Annotated in this window: 8 protein-coding genes and 2 pseudogenes; 4 read left to right on the forward strand and 6 right to left on the reverse strand. The window is 61.8% G+C overall.

Going from position 1 to position 15,246, the window contains the following annotated elements:
- Positions 1-10 precede the first annotated feature (10 nt).
- The 3 genes from ACSFE6_RS08625 to ACSFE6_RS08635 all read left to right on the forward strand — a co-directional run bounded on the left by ACSFE6_RS08625 (position 11) and on the right by ACSFE6_RS08635 (position 4,336).
- Positions 11-1,402, forward strand: a complete 1,392-nt coding sequence (locus ACSFE6_RS08625) for an aldehyde dehydrogenase family protein (RefSeq protein ID WP_435427203.1) — start codon at positions 11-13, stop codon at positions 1,400-1,402.
- Positions 1,403-1,405: 3 nt separating this feature from the next.
- The gene (locus ACSFE6_RS08630; protein ID WP_435427204.1) at positions 1,406-2,569 is read left to right on the forward strand and encodes an iron-containing alcohol dehydrogenase; all 1,164 of its coding nucleotides are present in this window, start codon (positions 1,406-1,408) and stop codon (positions 2,567-2,569) included.
- A gap of 204 nt (positions 2,570-2,773) precedes the next feature.
- Positions 2,774-4,336: an amino acid permease gene (locus tag ACSFE6_RS08635; RefSeq protein ID WP_435427205.1), complete on the forward strand. Its 1,563-nt coding sequence runs from the start codon at positions 2,774-2,776 to the stop codon at positions 4,334-4,336.
- Between the two features lie 107 nt (positions 4,337-4,443).
- On the opposite strand, the gene ACSFE6_RS08640 is transcribed toward ACSFE6_RS08635, so the two are convergent.
- Both ACSFE6_RS08640 and ACSFE6_RS08645 read right to left on the reverse strand, forming a co-directional pair.
- Positions 4,444-6,054, reverse strand: a complete 1,611-nt coding sequence (locus tag ACSFE6_RS08640) for a mechanosensitive ion channel family protein (RefSeq protein ID WP_435427206.1) — start codon at positions 6,052-6,054, stop codon at positions 4,444-4,446.
- Positions 6,055-6,270: 216 nt separating this feature from the next.
- Positions 6,271-7,854, reverse strand: a complete 1,584-nt coding sequence (locus ACSFE6_RS08645) for a GMC family oxidoreductase (protein WP_435427207.1) — start codon at positions 7,852-7,854, stop codon at positions 6,271-6,273.
- 97 nt (positions 7,855-7,951) lie between these two features.
- On the opposite strand from ACSFE6_RS08645, the gene ACSFE6_RS08650 reads away from it, so the two are divergent.
- Positions 7,952-8,962, forward strand: coding sequence for an AraC family transcriptional regulator (locus ACSFE6_RS08650; protein ID WP_435427208.1), 1,011 nt, complete (start codon positions 7,952-7,954; stop codon positions 8,960-8,962).
- On the opposite strand, the pseudogene ACSFE6_RS08655 reads toward ACSFE6_RS08650, so the two are convergent.
- From ACSFE6_RS08655 to ACSFE6_RS08670, 4 genes and pseudogenes are all read right to left on the reverse strand, one after another.
- A pseudogene (locus ACSFE6_RS08655) lies at positions 8,963-9,157 on the reverse strand (response regulator transcription factor); the annotation flags it as partial.
- A gap of 93 nt (positions 9,158-9,250) precedes the next feature.
- A pseudogene (locus ACSFE6_RS08660) lies at positions 9,251-11,494 on the reverse strand (AAA family ATPase); the annotation flags it as partial.
- A 213-nt stretch (positions 11,495-11,707) separates the two neighbouring features.
- Positions 11,708-13,084, reverse strand: a complete 1,377-nt coding sequence (locus tag ACSFE6_RS08665) for a DUF1329 domain-containing protein (RefSeq protein ID WP_435427209.1) — start codon at positions 13,082-13,084, stop codon at positions 11,708-11,710.
- Between the two features lie 29 nt (positions 13,085-13,113).
- Positions 13,114-15,033 (reverse strand): DUF1302 domain-containing protein, encoded by a 1,920-nt coding sequence (locus ACSFE6_RS08670; protein ID WP_435427210.1) that lies wholly within the window; start codon positions 15,031-15,033, stop codon positions 13,114-13,116.
- Between the last annotated feature and the right edge of the window lie 213 nt (positions 15,034-15,246).

The raw sequence follows: 15,246 nt of genomic DNA on the forward strand, positions 1-15,246 counted from the left end.
AGAAAACATCATGACCTCGACGATTCAACTTATCTCGCCGGTCGATGGCCGGGTCTACGCCGAGCGTCCATGCGCCGACGTTGTCCAGCTCGATCAGGCACTGGACGCCGCCGCTGCAGCCCAGGCGCAATGGAAACGCCGATCATTAAGTGAGCGCGCGGCTATTTGCAGTGCTGCAGTGGACGCCATGCTGGCCATGAAGGATGACATCGTCCCGGAACTGGCCTGGCAAATGGGCCGGCCGGTGCGTTATTGCGCGGGCGAGCTGCGTGGCTTCGAGGAACGTGCGCGGCATATGATTGCCATCGCACCCGAAGCCCTGGCGGACATTGAGCCTACGCCTATCGACGGTTTTCGCCGGCATATCAAACGCGAACCGCTGGGCACGGTGCTGGTGATCGCCCCGTGGAATTACCCTTACCTGACCGCCGTGAATACGATTATTCCGGCGCTGATGGCCGGCAACAGCGTCATCCTCAAGCACGCCTCGCAAACCCTGTTGGTCGGCGAGCGTTTTGCCGAGGCCTTTCGCCGGGCGAATCTGCCCAAGGGCCTATTCCAGAACCTTGTACTCAGTCATCTCCATACGGCAGTCGCTATCTCATCTGGAAAGGTTCATCAAGTGAACTTCACCGGTTCCGTGGACGGCGGCAAAACCATGGAGCACGCCGCCGTCGAAGGATTCCTTGGTCTGGGCCTGGAGCTCGGCGGCAAGGATCCGGCCTACGTTCGCGCCGACGCCAACCTCGAGCACGCCGTGGAAAACCTCGTGGACGGTAGCTTCTTCAACTCCGGGCAAAGCTGCTGCGCGGTGGAACGCATCTATGTCGATCAATCCATCTTCCCTGTCTTCGTCGAGCGCTTCACTGCCCTCACCCGCCAATACGTGTTGGGCAATCCGCTGGACGAAGCCACCACCCTCGGGCCGATGGTGAGTCCGGACGCAGCCGAATTCGTGCGCGACCAAATTGCCGCCGCAGTGAACCAGGGTGCGAAAGCGCTGATCGATCCAAAGGACTTTTCCGCCAGCGTGCCTGGCAGTGCCTACCTGGCACCTCAGGTACTGGTCGACGTGAACCATGAAATGTCGGTCATGCGCGATGAAAGCTTCGGCCCGGTGGTCGGCATCATGCCGGTGGCCGGTGATGAACAAGCCATCGCCTTGATGAACGACAGTGAGTTCGGCCTCAGTGCATCGATCTGGACCCGGGACCTGGCCGCCGCCGAACGCTTGGGCAACGAGATCGACACCGGCACCGTGTTCATGAATCGCTGCGATTACCTGGACCCGGCGCTGGCCTGGACCGGGGTCAAGAACAGCGGGCGCGGCGTCACCCTGTCTCGCTTGGGCTATGAGCACCTGACCCGCGCCAAATCCTTCCATTTGCGCCACGAGACTTGAACCATGAGCCTGACTGGAAACTGGAACTACCCCACGAGCATCCGCTTCGGTGTCGGCCGTATCAGCGAGCTGGCCGAGGCCTGTCGCAGCCAGGGTATCCAGCGACCGTTGCTGGTCACCGACAGTGGCCTGGGGCGAGCGCCGATCACCACCGCCGCGCTGGATGCCTTACGCGATGCAGGTCTGGGTGCGGCGTTGTTTTGCGACCTCAAGCCCAATCCGGTCGAAGCCAATCTTGCCGGCGGGCTCGACGCCTGGCGGGCGGGTAACCACGACGGCGTGGTGGCTTTTGGCGGTGGCAGCGGACTGGACATGGGCAAGTTGATCGCATTCATGAGCGGGCAGACCCGTCCGGTGTGGGACTTCGAGGACATCGGCGATTACTGGACCCGTGCCGATGCAAGCGCCATCGCCCCGGTCATCGCGGTGCCGACCACGGCCGGCACTGGCTCCGAGGTGGGCCGTGCGGCGGTGATCATCGACGATAAAACCCACACCAAGCGCATCATCTTCCACCCGAAAATGATGCCCCGCGTGGTCATCAGCGACCCGGCGCTGACCGTCGGCATGCCGGCAAAAGTCACCGCCGGTACCGGCATGGATGCGTTGTCGCATTGCCTGGAGGCCTACTGCGCCCCCGGTTTTCATCCGATGGCCGACGGTATTGCGGTGGAAGGCATGCGCCTGGTGGCCAATGCGTTGGTGCGTGCGGTGCATACCCCTTCCGACCTCGATGCACGCGGGCAAATGCTGGCCGCCGCGGCAATGGGCGCCACCGCGTTCCAGAAAGGCCTGGGCGGCATGCACGCCCTGGCGCATCCGATCGGTGCGCTGTACGACACCCACCACGGCATGACCAACGCCACCCTGATGCCCTATGTCCTGACATTCAATCGCCCGGCCATCGAAGAGCGCATCACGCGCCTGGCCGCTTACCTGCATCTGCCCTCCCCGGGCTTCAACAGCTTCCTGGCCTTCGTCCTCAAATTGCGCAAGGACATCGCCGTGCCGCACACGCTGTTTGAACTCGGGGTGGAAGACAAGCAGGCCGACCTGATCGCGGACATGGCGATTGTAGACCCATCGGCCGGCGGCAACCCGCTGCCCCTGACCCGGGCCGGCGTGGCGGAGATTTTCCAGTCGGCCTTCCACGGCCGCCTCCTGTAGGAGCGAGCACGCTCGCGATGGACGTTAACGATAACAAGGGGAGCCTGACACCCCGCGTCGTCCTTGATTCCATCGCGAGCAGAGCTCGCTCCTACAGAAAAGCAAAGTCGCAGTGGAAAACAGGAGCATTACGACAGGGCGTTGAAGGCCAGTCTGTCCGGGATTCCGGATGGATGCGTATCAAAACCTGAAGGGGCACACACAATGAACCCAGCAAGCCAGCCCGGTACCGACGCACATGACGATGACGTCAAGGTGCTGCACAGCATGGGCTATGCCCAGCAGCTTTCGCGTCGAATGGGCGTTTTCTCCAACTTTGCGATTTCCTTCTCGATCATCTGCATCCTCTCCGGTGGCATCAACTCACTGGCCCAGGGTACTTCGGGCGCCGGCGGTGCCTCCATCGGCATCGGTTGGCCGATCGGTTGCCTGATCTCCGGGGTGTTTGCCCTGGCCATGGCGCAGATCTCCTCGGCGTACCCCACCGCCGGCGGCCTGTATCACTGGGGCTCGATCCTGGGTAATCGCTTCACCGGTTGGCTGACGGCCTGGTTCAATCTGCTGGTGCTGGTCACGGTGCTGGGCGCCATCAACGTCGGCACCTATTACTTCTTCTTCGGCGCCTTCGGGCCGACGCTGGGCATGGAGGACACCACCACGACACGGGTGATTTTCCTGGCGATCCTCACCGGCCTCCAGGCCTTGTGCAATCACTTGGGTATCGGGTTGACGGCGAAACTCACCGACTTTTCCGGCTACCTGATCTTCGCTACCGCTATCGCGTTGACCATCGTCTGCCTGATCTCGGCCCCCAGCTACGAGTTCTCCCGGCTGGTGACCTTCGGCAACTATTCCGGCGAGGCCGGCGGCAACGTCTGGCCATCGGTCTCCAATGGCTGGATCTTCATGCTCGGCCTGCTGCTGCCGATCTACACCATCACTGGCTATGACGCCTCCGCACACACCTCCGAGGAAACCCGCAACGCGGCCATGTCGGTGCCACGGGGCATGGTCATGTCGGTGGTCTGGTCACTGCTGTTCGGCTGGTTGATGCTCAGCGCGTTCGTGCTGATGCTGCCGAGCATGGACGAAGCGGCCAAGCAAGGCTGGAGCGTGTTTTTCTGGGCCATGAACACCCAGGTGAACCCGCTGCTCAAGGACGCGTTGTACGTGGCGATCTTCATCTCGCAAGTGCTCTGCGGCTTGGCCACCGTGACCTCGGTGTCGCGGATGATCTTCGCCTTCTCCCGCGACGGCGGCCTGCCCTGCTCGAAAGCGCTGGCCTCGGTATCGCCGACCTTCCGCAGCCCGGTGGCAGCGATCTGGACTGGCGCCACGCTGGCGGTATTGTTCGTCTGGGGCTCGTCGGTGATCTCGATCGGTGAAACCCCGGTCTACACCATCGTGGTGTCCTGCACGGTGATCTTCCTGTTCTTCTCCTTCGTCATTCCCATCGTGCTGGGCCTGTTTACCTACGGCACCTCGAAATGGCCGACCATGGGGCCGTGGAACATGGGGCGTTTCTGGTACACGGTGTTCGCCCTGCTCTCGGTCCTGTCGATGGTGATCATCTTCGTCATCGGCATCCAGCCGCCGAACGACTGGGCGCTGTACATCACCATCGGCTTCCTGATTCTGACGGCGATCGTCTGGTTCGGCTTCGAAGCCCGGCGCTTCCAGGGGCCGCCGGTTGGGGATGTGATTGCCAAGCGCCAGGCCGAGATTGCGGCGGCTGAAGCGGCGTTGAACAAACAGACTGGAAACTGAGCACCGATTAACTGTAGGAGCGAGCTTGCTCGCGATGGACGTCAACGATAACGCGGGCTGCCTGAATGCTCGCGTTGACCGGACGTTTTTCGCGAGCAAGCTCGCTCCTACAGGTCCTTCGGTTCCTGCGCCGGTGCGGCATACCATTTGTCTTTCGGCACCCGCTTTTCCTCTTCCGGATCACCCAAATAATGTGGCGACATGATCTGTACGCCGTATTCGTTGAACACATCCTGAATATTGGCGTGCAGCATGCTCAGCAACACGGCGCGAGGCCGGGGTTGGCTGGGGATGGCCTGCGCCACCAAACGGTATTCAGGATAGAAATCGGAAAGCGCGGTCTGGAACACTTGTGCCGGTGGGTTCTCAAGAATGCCGGGGGTACGCCGGGCGGCTTCCAGCAACATGCCTTCTACCTGCCGCCACGGCGTGTCGTAGCCGATGGTCACCACCGTATCCACCACATAGCCCGGACCTTGCACTGTACGGGAATAGTTCTTGGTGACCGTGCCGGTGATCATCGAATTGGGCAAGGTCAGCACTTCCCCAAGACCCGTGCGAATGCTGGTGGTGAACATGCCCAGTTCGGTGACGGTGCCTTCATATTCACCGATGCGCACGAACTCGCCGGGGCGCAGGGTTCGGGTGTAGGTCAGGATCAAACCGGCGGCAGCCTGCCCGACCACGCTGGTCGCGCCCAGCGATATCATCAGGCCGATCAACACCGACAAACCCTTGAAGGCGTCGGTGCCTGCCCCGGGCAGATACGGATAGGCCATGGCCAGGGCAAACAGCCAGATCGCCAGGGACGTCAGGCGCTGGGTCGGTTGAAGGGTTTCCTGATTGAGCCAGTTGAAGGTTCCCGGTGTCGCCATGCGCCGCAGCACGCGGCGGCTGAAGGCCGTCGCCCCACGGGCGATGAAGAAAATCGCCAGCGCCACGCCCAGTCCAGGGATGGCGCCGATGATGGCCTGAAACAGATAGCTCGCCACCTCAAACAGATAATTGTTGAGGCTCTCACCCCACGGTCGGGTGTAGGGAAACCGCGACAGGACAAACCCCAGCCATTCATAGGTGAGTAGCAGCAAGACCAGCCATCGCAGCAACCAGAACAGGCGAATGACCAGCGGGTACAGGTAGTTGGCCTCGATGACTTGCACCCGTCCCACGGTCAGTGCCCGGGTGTGCCGGTCCATCAACTCGGGCAGGCGCTTGAGCAATCGACGTCGTATGTAAGCCACGCCCCAGAGCAGCGCGAAATAAACCGTCGTGGCAATGGCCACCGCAATGAGCGCGCGAAGCATCAGGTGCAGGCTGCGTGCTTCCCGTGTTTCGGCCACCACCTGACGCAACTTCGCGGCCGCGCCCTCCGCGGCCTGCTGGACAGAGGCGTACTCGAGGTCGTCGACATCCTTGGGCGCCACGATAAACGCGCGCTTGGCGCCCAACAGCACCAGGTAACTGTCCTGGATCGAATCCACCGTGACCACCAGATCGTCGGACTCATCCAGCGTTTCGCTGATCACCGCTTTCGCCCGCTTGACCCGCGTCGCCGGTGCCTCGCCGAGCAGCGTGGCGCGAAACGTCATGATGCTGCGGTTGGCCACTTTCAGTTCGACGGGATCCTCAACCGGATTAGCCGTGTCCGCCGCCCACACGAGCATCGACCAGAACACGCTGAAAACAACCATCACAATGGCAGGCAACCTGCTCCGCATGCGTCTATTCCTTAGGTCACAGGGGTGAGGACTGGGGTTACAGAACGCAGCGTAGTTCAGCGACGAGCGGTTGTCAGATTGAAGCAAGGGTGTGGGAGCGAGCCTGCTCGCGAAGGCGGTGTTTCAAACAACATCAATGTTGAATGTGCCGGCCTCTTCGCGAGCAGGCTCGCTCCCGCAGGGGATAGGGGAATGCTTGCAAAATCAGGTTGGCTTTCAGGCCCGCATTACCCACTGCGCCGCACGTTCGGCAATCATGATCGACGCGGCGTTGGTGTTGCCACCGACCAGCGTCGGCATGATCGAGGCATCGACCACGCGCAAGCCCTCGATCCCGTGCACACGCAACTGGCAATCGACCACGGCACTGTCATCGATGCCCATTTTGCAGGTCCCGACCGGGTGGTAGATGGTGTCGGTGCGCCGGCGCAGGACCTCGATCAACTGCTCATCGCGATAAAGCCCGTGGCTGTACATGTCCTTGAGGCCAAACGGCGCCATGGGCTCCTGTTCGAGGATGTCGCGGGTCATGCGATAGCCTTTGAGCAGGGTCTGCACGTCATCGTCATGGCTGAGCAGGCGCGGGTCGATACGCGGTGGCGCGGACGGATCGGCGGATTGCAGTCCGACATGGCCGATGCTCTTGGGACGCAGCACGCACACATGGCTGCTGAAACCGTGACCCCAATGCAAGGTACGGTTGTGGTTGTCGACCATGCTGATCACCGAGTGCAGCTGGATGTCCGGGCGGTCCAGCGCGGCATCGGTTTTCAGGAACGCACCGGCTTCGGCGAAGTTGCTGGCGAACGGGCCGGTTTTTTTCCGGGTGTATTCCACGAACGCCTTGCTCATGTTCACGCCACCGGCCAGGGAGAATCCGGGCAGCGTCTTGTCGGTGCTGCGATAGCACAACACCACGTCGGGATGGTCGCGCAGGTTCTGGCCGACACCCGGCAACTCATGCTGTACCGCGATCCCGTGGGGCTTGAGTTCGGCTTCGGCACCGATCCCCGACAGCATCAGTAACTGCGGGCTGCCGAAAGCCCCTGCGCTGAGCAACACCTCCTTGCGCGCCTTGAGCTCCAGACGCTGGCCTTTGACCTTCACCAGCACGCCCACCGCCTGCTTGCCTTGCAGCAAAATCCGCTCGGCATGGGCATCGGTGATAACGGTAAGGTTGCTGCGCCGCTCACGCACCGGGGTGAGAAACGCCGTGGCGGCGCTCCAGCGACGACCGTCGCGGATGGTCACTTCATACGGCCCCACCCCTTCCTGGTCAGCACCATTGAAATCAGGATTGAAGCGGTGCCCGGCCATTTGCGCGGCGGCAATGAATGCATCGCTGGCCGGGTGCGCCTGGGCCTTGCCGACATACAACTCGCCAATGCCACCATGGTGCTCGCACCCGCCACGGTGGTGCTTCTCGCTCTTGCGGAAATACGGCAACACATCGGCGTAGGACCAGCCCGGATTGCCGAGCGCCTGCCAGTCATCGAAATCGCTCTTGTGTCCACGGATGTAAATCATGCCGTTGATCGAGCTGCTGCCGCCGAGCACTTTGCCCCGAGGCTGATAACCGACGCGACCACCCAGGCCCGCTTGTGGCACGGTCTGGAACGCCCAGTTGACGTGTTTGGTCGGCAGGATCGCGGCGACGCCAATGGGCGCATGGATCAGGGGTGAAGTGTCTTTCGGGCCGGCTTCGAGCAGGCAGACGCGTTTGGCCGGGTCGGCGCTCAAACGATTGGCTAGCACACAGCCGGCAGACCCTGCGCCAATGATGATGTAGTCAAATTCCATTGTTCTTGTTCTCGGTTGCGGAACGAGCTGGCATTGTTCCTTGCCGAGGCGCAAGATTAATTGATTTTTGCCGACTATTTTTTGACTTTCGACGACTATGACCGCATTGATCCGCAGCAGCTCCCTGACCGGTTTCCGCGAGGTGGTCACGCAATTGGGCGGCCATCCCGATACATTCCTCCAGCACTTTCGCATCGACCCCGATTCGAGCCTGGAAGAGGACGCGCGGATGCCATTGCGCGCTCTGGTGGGTCTGCTTGAGTCTGCATCGCAAGCACTCGATTGCCCGGACTTCGGCCTGCGAATGGCCGAGTATCAGGACCTGCATGTGCTGGGTCCGGTGGCGTTGATCGCCCGCAGCTCGGCGACTGTCGGGCTGGCGCTGGCAGACATCGTGCGCTTCATCGGTTACCACAGCCCGGGTATTCATCTGGAACTGGACACCCGCGAGCCCGACGCGCCAAGGCTGGTGATCGACATCCGCCTGCCAGGCTTGTTGCAGCAACGGCAAATGGTCGAACTGGCGCTGGGCGTGGGGCATAACACCTTGAAGCTGCTGTGCGGCACCCGCTTCAGCGCGCAGGCGGTGCTGTTGAGTGGACAATCGTCATTGCCGGCTTCTCGCTACCGGCGCTTTTTCAAGGCGCAGGCCTATACCGGCCAGTCTTGCAATGCATTGGTCCTCAGTACCGATCAATTGAACCAACGGATCGAACACCAGGACCCGTTGATGCACAAGACACTGGTGCATTACCTGAGTCACTTCGGCTCTGTGCAACCCGCCGACCTGGTGCAGGAAGTCGAACGCCTGATCCTGCGCTTGCTGCCGACCCAGCGCTGCCGTCTGACCCTGGTGGCCGAGCAATTGGGCTTGCACGAGCGGGTCCTGCAACGACGACTGGCGGAACTGGGCAGCGGTTTCGATGAAGTGCTCGAAGCGGTTCGCCGGGACCGCGCCGAGCATTACCTGGCCGAACGCAACATGCCGATGTCCCAGGTGGCAGGTTTGCTCGGCTACAGCGAGCAGAGCGTGTTCAACCGGGCGTGCCGCCGCTGGTTCGCCCGGACACCACGGGAGCACCGACGGCAACTGCTGGCGATGCAGTGATCAGCTCAGACCCAACTCCTTGGCCCTGGCCACTGCCTGGGTGCGCCGCTCGACGCCCAGTTTGAAGTTGATCCGCTGGGCATGGGTTTTCACCGTGTGCAGAGAGATGTAAAGGCTTTCGGCAATTTGCTGGTTGGAAAAACCCTGGGCAATCAACTTGAGCACATCCAGTTCACGTCGACTCAACAGTGAGGCCGGCACCTCGTCATTCTGGCTGGACTCACCCACCCAGCGACTCAATGCCCGATTGCGCCGGGCAAAGGCCCTTTCGACGCTGACCATGCCCATTTGCCGGGCCTCGGCAATCGCATCGAGCAACGCCTGCTTGGCCTGCGCCGGTTTGTTGCTGGCGTAAAGCGCCTCGGCGAGGCTGAAGCCTACCTCGCAGGCCAGCGCGCGCCGGCCCTCGGCCACGGTTTTGGCGTGCAGCTCGGCCAGTTTGGCCAGCGAAGTGTCCACCTCACCTGTCGCGAGGCTGGCCTGCAACTGCAACAGATACAGACGCAGGTGCAAATCCGGCAAACCGTAAGGCGACGTCGACAGCCAGTGTCCGGGCAAGTTGCGCAGGGCCTTTTCGGCCTGTGCGCTACGTCCCTGCCCCAGCCACAGCCGTGCTCTGGCGCGCAATACCACCGCCTGATACAAGTACTCGCTGACATGGTTGTACTGCATCGCACGTTCGGCATCGGCAATGCGCAGGAATGCACTGTCCAGTTCGCCCTCCTGGGCATCGATTTCGGCCAGGCCCACGTATCCCCAGAAGGCCGCCGGATCGCCACAGGCCTCGCTCTCCTTGATACCGGACAGATAAATCGTCGCCGCTTCCTCAAATCGCCCTTGCTGCACCAGCAACGTGGCGCGACGCAACTGCACCCGGCCGCGCATCGGACTGAGCTCGGCCCCCCAGGCGTTGGTCAATTCGGTGTACAGGCGCTTGAGCAGGGTCTCGGCACGCAGCAGTTCACCGCGTATTTCCAGCAGCTTCACATGCCCCAACACCATCACGCTTTCCATGGCCAGGCTGGCATGCTGCCGGGCCAGTTTGGTGGCATCCCGGTTGAGTTCCTGTGCTTGCTCCAGCTGGCCATCGATCAGTGCCTGTTCGATTTGCAGGGCCAGGCAGAACATGCGCTGCCCCCAGGCGCGCTCGGGCAACTCGGCAATGGCTTCGGCCAGCCATAGACGAGCCGCCTCGCTTTGCCCGCGATGAAACGCCAGGTTGCCGGTCAAGGCCTTCCACTGCGCGATCAACTCGAACTGCCGCTCGGCGGTGGGCTGCGGCATGAAGCGGGCCACCTGGTCGGTGTAAGCCTGCGCCTCCACCAGCCGACCACTGAGCAACAGCGCCCAGGCATTGAGCAACAGCAGGCGTGGTGTACCGGTCAGCAAATCGATAGGCACCTCTCGGCGCCACTGCATCAACTGTCCAAGTCTGCGCCCTTGCAACATGACATCACCGGTGAAGCGCTGCATCAGCGTGGCCGCCACTTCGGTCTGCTCTGCCCTGACCGCATACTCCAGCGCCAGGCGCACATCGTCCTGGCTGACATACCACTGACACGCCTTGCGAAACACCGCCTTGGTCAAGGTCGCGGGCAACTGGCTGGCCAGTGCCGCCAGCATCGACGGTTGCACGCGGTAAACCTGCTCATCGACACCGACCGTTTCGATGAACAACCCACAGACCAGCAGTTGCTTGAGCAACTGCTCGCCCTCACCGACACCCAGCAACTGCTCGCACAGGCCCGCGTCGAAATACGGCAGTTGAGCCAGTGTGTACAGCGCCTGGCGCCACTCCTGCGGCAACTCGTCGAGCGCTTCGTGGCGCAGGTACTCGAACACCCGGGCAGCGGACGAATCGTAGGGCTGCGCCTCGCTGTCGGCCTTCAGCGAAAGCAGATAAAGACGAACGCCCGCACACCAACCCTGGGACTCGCCGTGCAGTTTGCCGATGTCCGACCACGGCCAATGCAACTCTTTTTGCCGCAACAGCTCCGCCAGTTCGTGCTCGTTGAAGCTCAGCTCGGTGCTTCCCAACTCGAACAGATCGCCGTCGAGCAGCAAGCGCGTCAACTGCAACCCCGGGCGACGGCGACCGGCCAGCCACCACTGCACATGGGACGATGAGGTCTGGATAAGGTCGTTGAGCACGTCATCGAAGGCTTGATCGGGCACCCTAGGGTAATCGTCGATGACCAGCCAGAGCTCGCTCGACACGCTGTCCAGGTATCGCTGCAGGCCAGCCGGATCGGTGTCCGCCAGCCCCAGCGCCCCGGCCAGTCGCTGGGCAAACGCGTCGACGGTCAAGGATTTGCCACGCAGATTCAGATGCACCAGCCGGGTTCCGGCCGGAAGGTGCTGGACGCACTCACTGAGAATCGCGCTTTTGCCACTTCCCACCGGGGCACAGAGCAGGCGCAAGCGGCAGTCACCCTTCAACAGTGCCTCGCTCAGGCGCGGACGCAAGAGATGGCCGGGGGCGAGCCGCGCAAGGCCACTGGCGGATTGTGGGGATGGGATCGGTTGAGGCATGGGCACATTCTGTTTGTTGTTCTGTATACAGATATGTTGCAGAGCATTGCACTCCGACGCAAACCCTCTTGAAAAAATCCACACATCGAAACCTGTGGGAGCGAGCCTGCTCGCGATGGCGGCGTGTCAGTCAACATCATCGCTGACTGACCCACTGCTATCGCGAGCAGGCTCGCTCCCACAGGGAGATTGCTTCACATCAGTGCTACAACCTCAACGCACCCCCGCCTGCCGCAACGCCGCCGGGGTGTAGTTGGCCGCCAGGCTCTGGAAACCGAACTCGATGCTGCGTTTCTCTTCGTTCTTCAGGCCCACCACCGAATAGCGACCCGCCACCAGGTCGTACAGGGTCTCGGCCGTGTAGCCCGGCACTTGCTTGTGGTAGTACTGCTGGATGTGCCCCTCGCCCACGCGCCACAAGGCGCCGCGACCGTCATAGTGATCGACTTCCGCCAACTCCCAGCTGTCCTCGTCGAAGTACATGTGACGGGTGGCGTAGATATGTCGCTCGTTCGGCTTGAGCGTGGCTACCACTTCCCATACCCGGTGCAACTCGTAACGGGTCAGGTCCTGGTTGATGTGACCGGCCTTGAGGATGTCGGCGTACTTCAGGTTCGGTGAGTCGAGCTTGTAGCTGTTGTACGGGATGTACATTTCCTTCTTGCCGACCAGTTTCCAGTCATAGCGATCCGGTGCGCCGTTGAACATGTCGTAGTTGTCCGAGGTCGCCAGGCCATCGGCGGCCGTTGCCGGGCCATCGTAGGCGACCTGGGGTGCGCGGCGCACACGGCGCTGGCCGGCGCTGTAGACCCAAGCCATGCGCGGCTCCTTGACCTGGTCGATGGTCTCGTGCACCAGCAGCACGTTGCCGGCCAGACGCGCCGGCGCCGTCACGCGCTGGATGAAGTAGAACAGGATGTTATCGGCCTTGCCCTTGTCCTGATCCGCCAGGGCGCTTGGGTAAGACACTTCGTCTTCGAACTGAATCATGCTGAATGCACCATCGGCCTGCGGTTGCACGCGGGTCATCAGGCGCTTGGTGTTACCGCCCCGGTAACGGGTGGTGTGGTTCCACACCACTTCGACGCCGCTCTTGGGCTGCGGAAAGGCGTAATAGTGGCTTTCATTAAACCCGCTCAGACCGTTACCGCCATCGACGCCCTCGGTGTTCAGCGCGCTGATTTTCGCGGCGGCGTAGATGTTGGTGGGCACCGCCACGCTGCGGTGAGTCTTGTACACCGGGATCTTGTAGGTCTGCGGATAGCGCTGGAACATCGCCATCTGGCCGGCAGAGAGCTTGTCCTTGTATTGCGCGGCGTTCTGCGCGGTGATGGTGAACAGCGGTTTTTCATCGGCGAACGGGTCGGACAGGAAGCCTTTGGCGTCCACGGTGCCGGCGTTGGTCGGCAAACCGCCGGTCCAGGCCGGGATGCTGCCATCGGCGTTACCTGCCTTTTCGGCACCCAGCGGCGTCAGGGTTGTGCCCAGTTTTTCGGCGTCCTGGGGCGATACCTTGGCCATGACGCTGGTCGCCAGCAGGCTGAGGACCAGGGCACCGGTTTGCATGAGGACTTTTTTGTTGTGGGTCATGTCGATTGATCCTTTCAGAGGGTCGGCGCTTAGAAACTCATGCCCAGGCTGAGCGCGAGAAAGTCACGGTCGGTGGTGGTGTTGAAATCGCCGCCGAAGAAGTTGGTGTAGGAAAGGCCCGCGGTGTAGGCGTTCTTGTATTCGGCATCCAGACCGAGGCTGACGGCCTTGGCGCCTTCGTTGAACAGGCCGTTGGGGCCATAGCCATGGACGTCATGGGACCAGGCAATGCTTGGCTTGAGGTTGACCCCGGCCAACACGTTCGAGTAATCCCAGATGGCACGGCCGCGATAACCCCACGACGTTGCGGTGGCGAAGCCCTTGTCATCGCAATATTTGGCGGAATTACCCGCCGCCGGGGTGCCGGCAAAAGTGCCGGCGTTGATGGCCTGGCAACTTGGCAAGCCTCCCGTCAGCGTACCGGGCAGTTCGCCTGGACCGTATACCGCGTCTCGGCCATAACGGGCCACCGAGGTGCTTTCCAATCCGCCGATATGCACCACGCCGACTTCACCGATCAGGGTCAGGCGCTCCGCCCCCATGATCTGATCGAAGAAATGGGTGAAGGTGGTCTGGAACTGGGTGATTTCCTTGCGGTTGTACCCGTGCAAGGTGCTGCCGGGGATCGTCGACGGATCGCCGCCGAGCACCGAATACTGACCGAACGGCGCGAACGCGGGGTTCAGGCCCGCCAGCCCACGGACACCGGCATACAGCACGTCCGTGGTGTTGAGCTGCACCGGTGCGTTGGGGCGGTAGCTCAATTCGCCGGACCAGGCGGTGCCGGTCGGCAAGGTCGTGGCGAAACTCAGGCCATACAGGCGAATGTCTTCGGGGTACTCAATGAAGTAGTTGCTGGCACCCGCCACGTTGGCGATGGCCGCGCCATTGCGGGCCGCAGCCGGAATGCCGGGCACCGCGCCGGCCAGGACGCCGGCCGATTGCACGTATTGCGACCGGTCCGCCGCCTGGGTGCTGAAAATCGGCGCACGGCTGTGGTAATTCATGAAGTAGGCACCGAACTCGGTGTTCAGCGGTTCAAAGGTGTAGCGCATCGCGGCGCCCCACTGGCCACTGTCACGGGCATCGCGGTCGGCCCCTCGAGGAATCACCACGCCTTCAGGCGTCGTCTGGTAACCCAGCAAACCACCGAAGGCGCCCAGCGATGGCGTCAAGACGTTGAGGTTGCCGTTGCAACCATCGGCCGCCACATCGGTCTGCGAGAAGAACGTGCCGCAGTTGTCGATGACGGTCTGGTCCCACTCGATCTGGTAGAAGGCTTCGGCCGACAGGTTGTCGGTCAGGCTCTGGGAGACGTAGAACATGTTGACCGGAATCAGCCCTTCCTTGATCTCGGCTCCCGGGCGACGGAAAGCCGAAACGTCGATCGGGTTGATCGAGTTGATGCTGTTCTGGATAAACGTGCTTTCGCCCCAGCTCACCACTTGCTTGCCCAACCGCACGGAACCCGGCTGATCGGCGATGGTGTAGTTGTGATAAACAAAGGCATCGAGCAACTGCGCGCCGGAAGACTTGGCGCCCTCCTTGCGCCCTTGATCGTCGATCGGTTTGAACGGACGGTCTTCGTCCTTGAGTTCGAAGTCGTACCAGTACTTGCCCCGGGCAAAAACACCGCTGTCGCCGTACTTGAGCTCCAGGTCGTGGATACCCTTGAAGATTTTCGAGAAGGTCTTGCCCTCCTTGAAATTCAAGTGACCGTCGTCACCGGTCTGTGACAACCCGCTGCCACCATTGTGGCCGCCGATGTAACCCTGATGCGGGGCCTGCGTCGACCAACTGGCACCTACCGACAGCGACGAATCGAACTGCCCTTCGACTTCCCCGATGTTGAAACTGACCGCCTGGGCCTGCCCGGCGATGCTCAACGCAATGGTGCTGGCCAACAGGCTGAGTTGGAACCGTACGCGTGTTTTTGTTGTTGTAGTCATGCGACTAATCCCTGCTGTGTGAATCGGCTCTCATTCGGCGGCCAAGCTAATCCTTCCCTCGTGCCGGCATAACGGACGAAGGAGTGATCTTCACAATCATCCTAAAGAGTGAGGATTTTTCCCGGCTCGGGCATGTCGCTGCCCGCACTGTGCAAGCGCCAGTACAAGGGCGGCAGGCAGACCGCAGAATCATCCCCACAGTCATGCTTTATC

Origin of the sequence: Pseudomonas baetica (assembly GCF_051216495.1) — a bacterium.
Taxonomy (GTDB): Bacteria; Pseudomonadota; Gammaproteobacteria; order Pseudomonadales; family Pseudomonadaceae; genus Aquipseudomonas; species Aquipseudomonas baetica_B.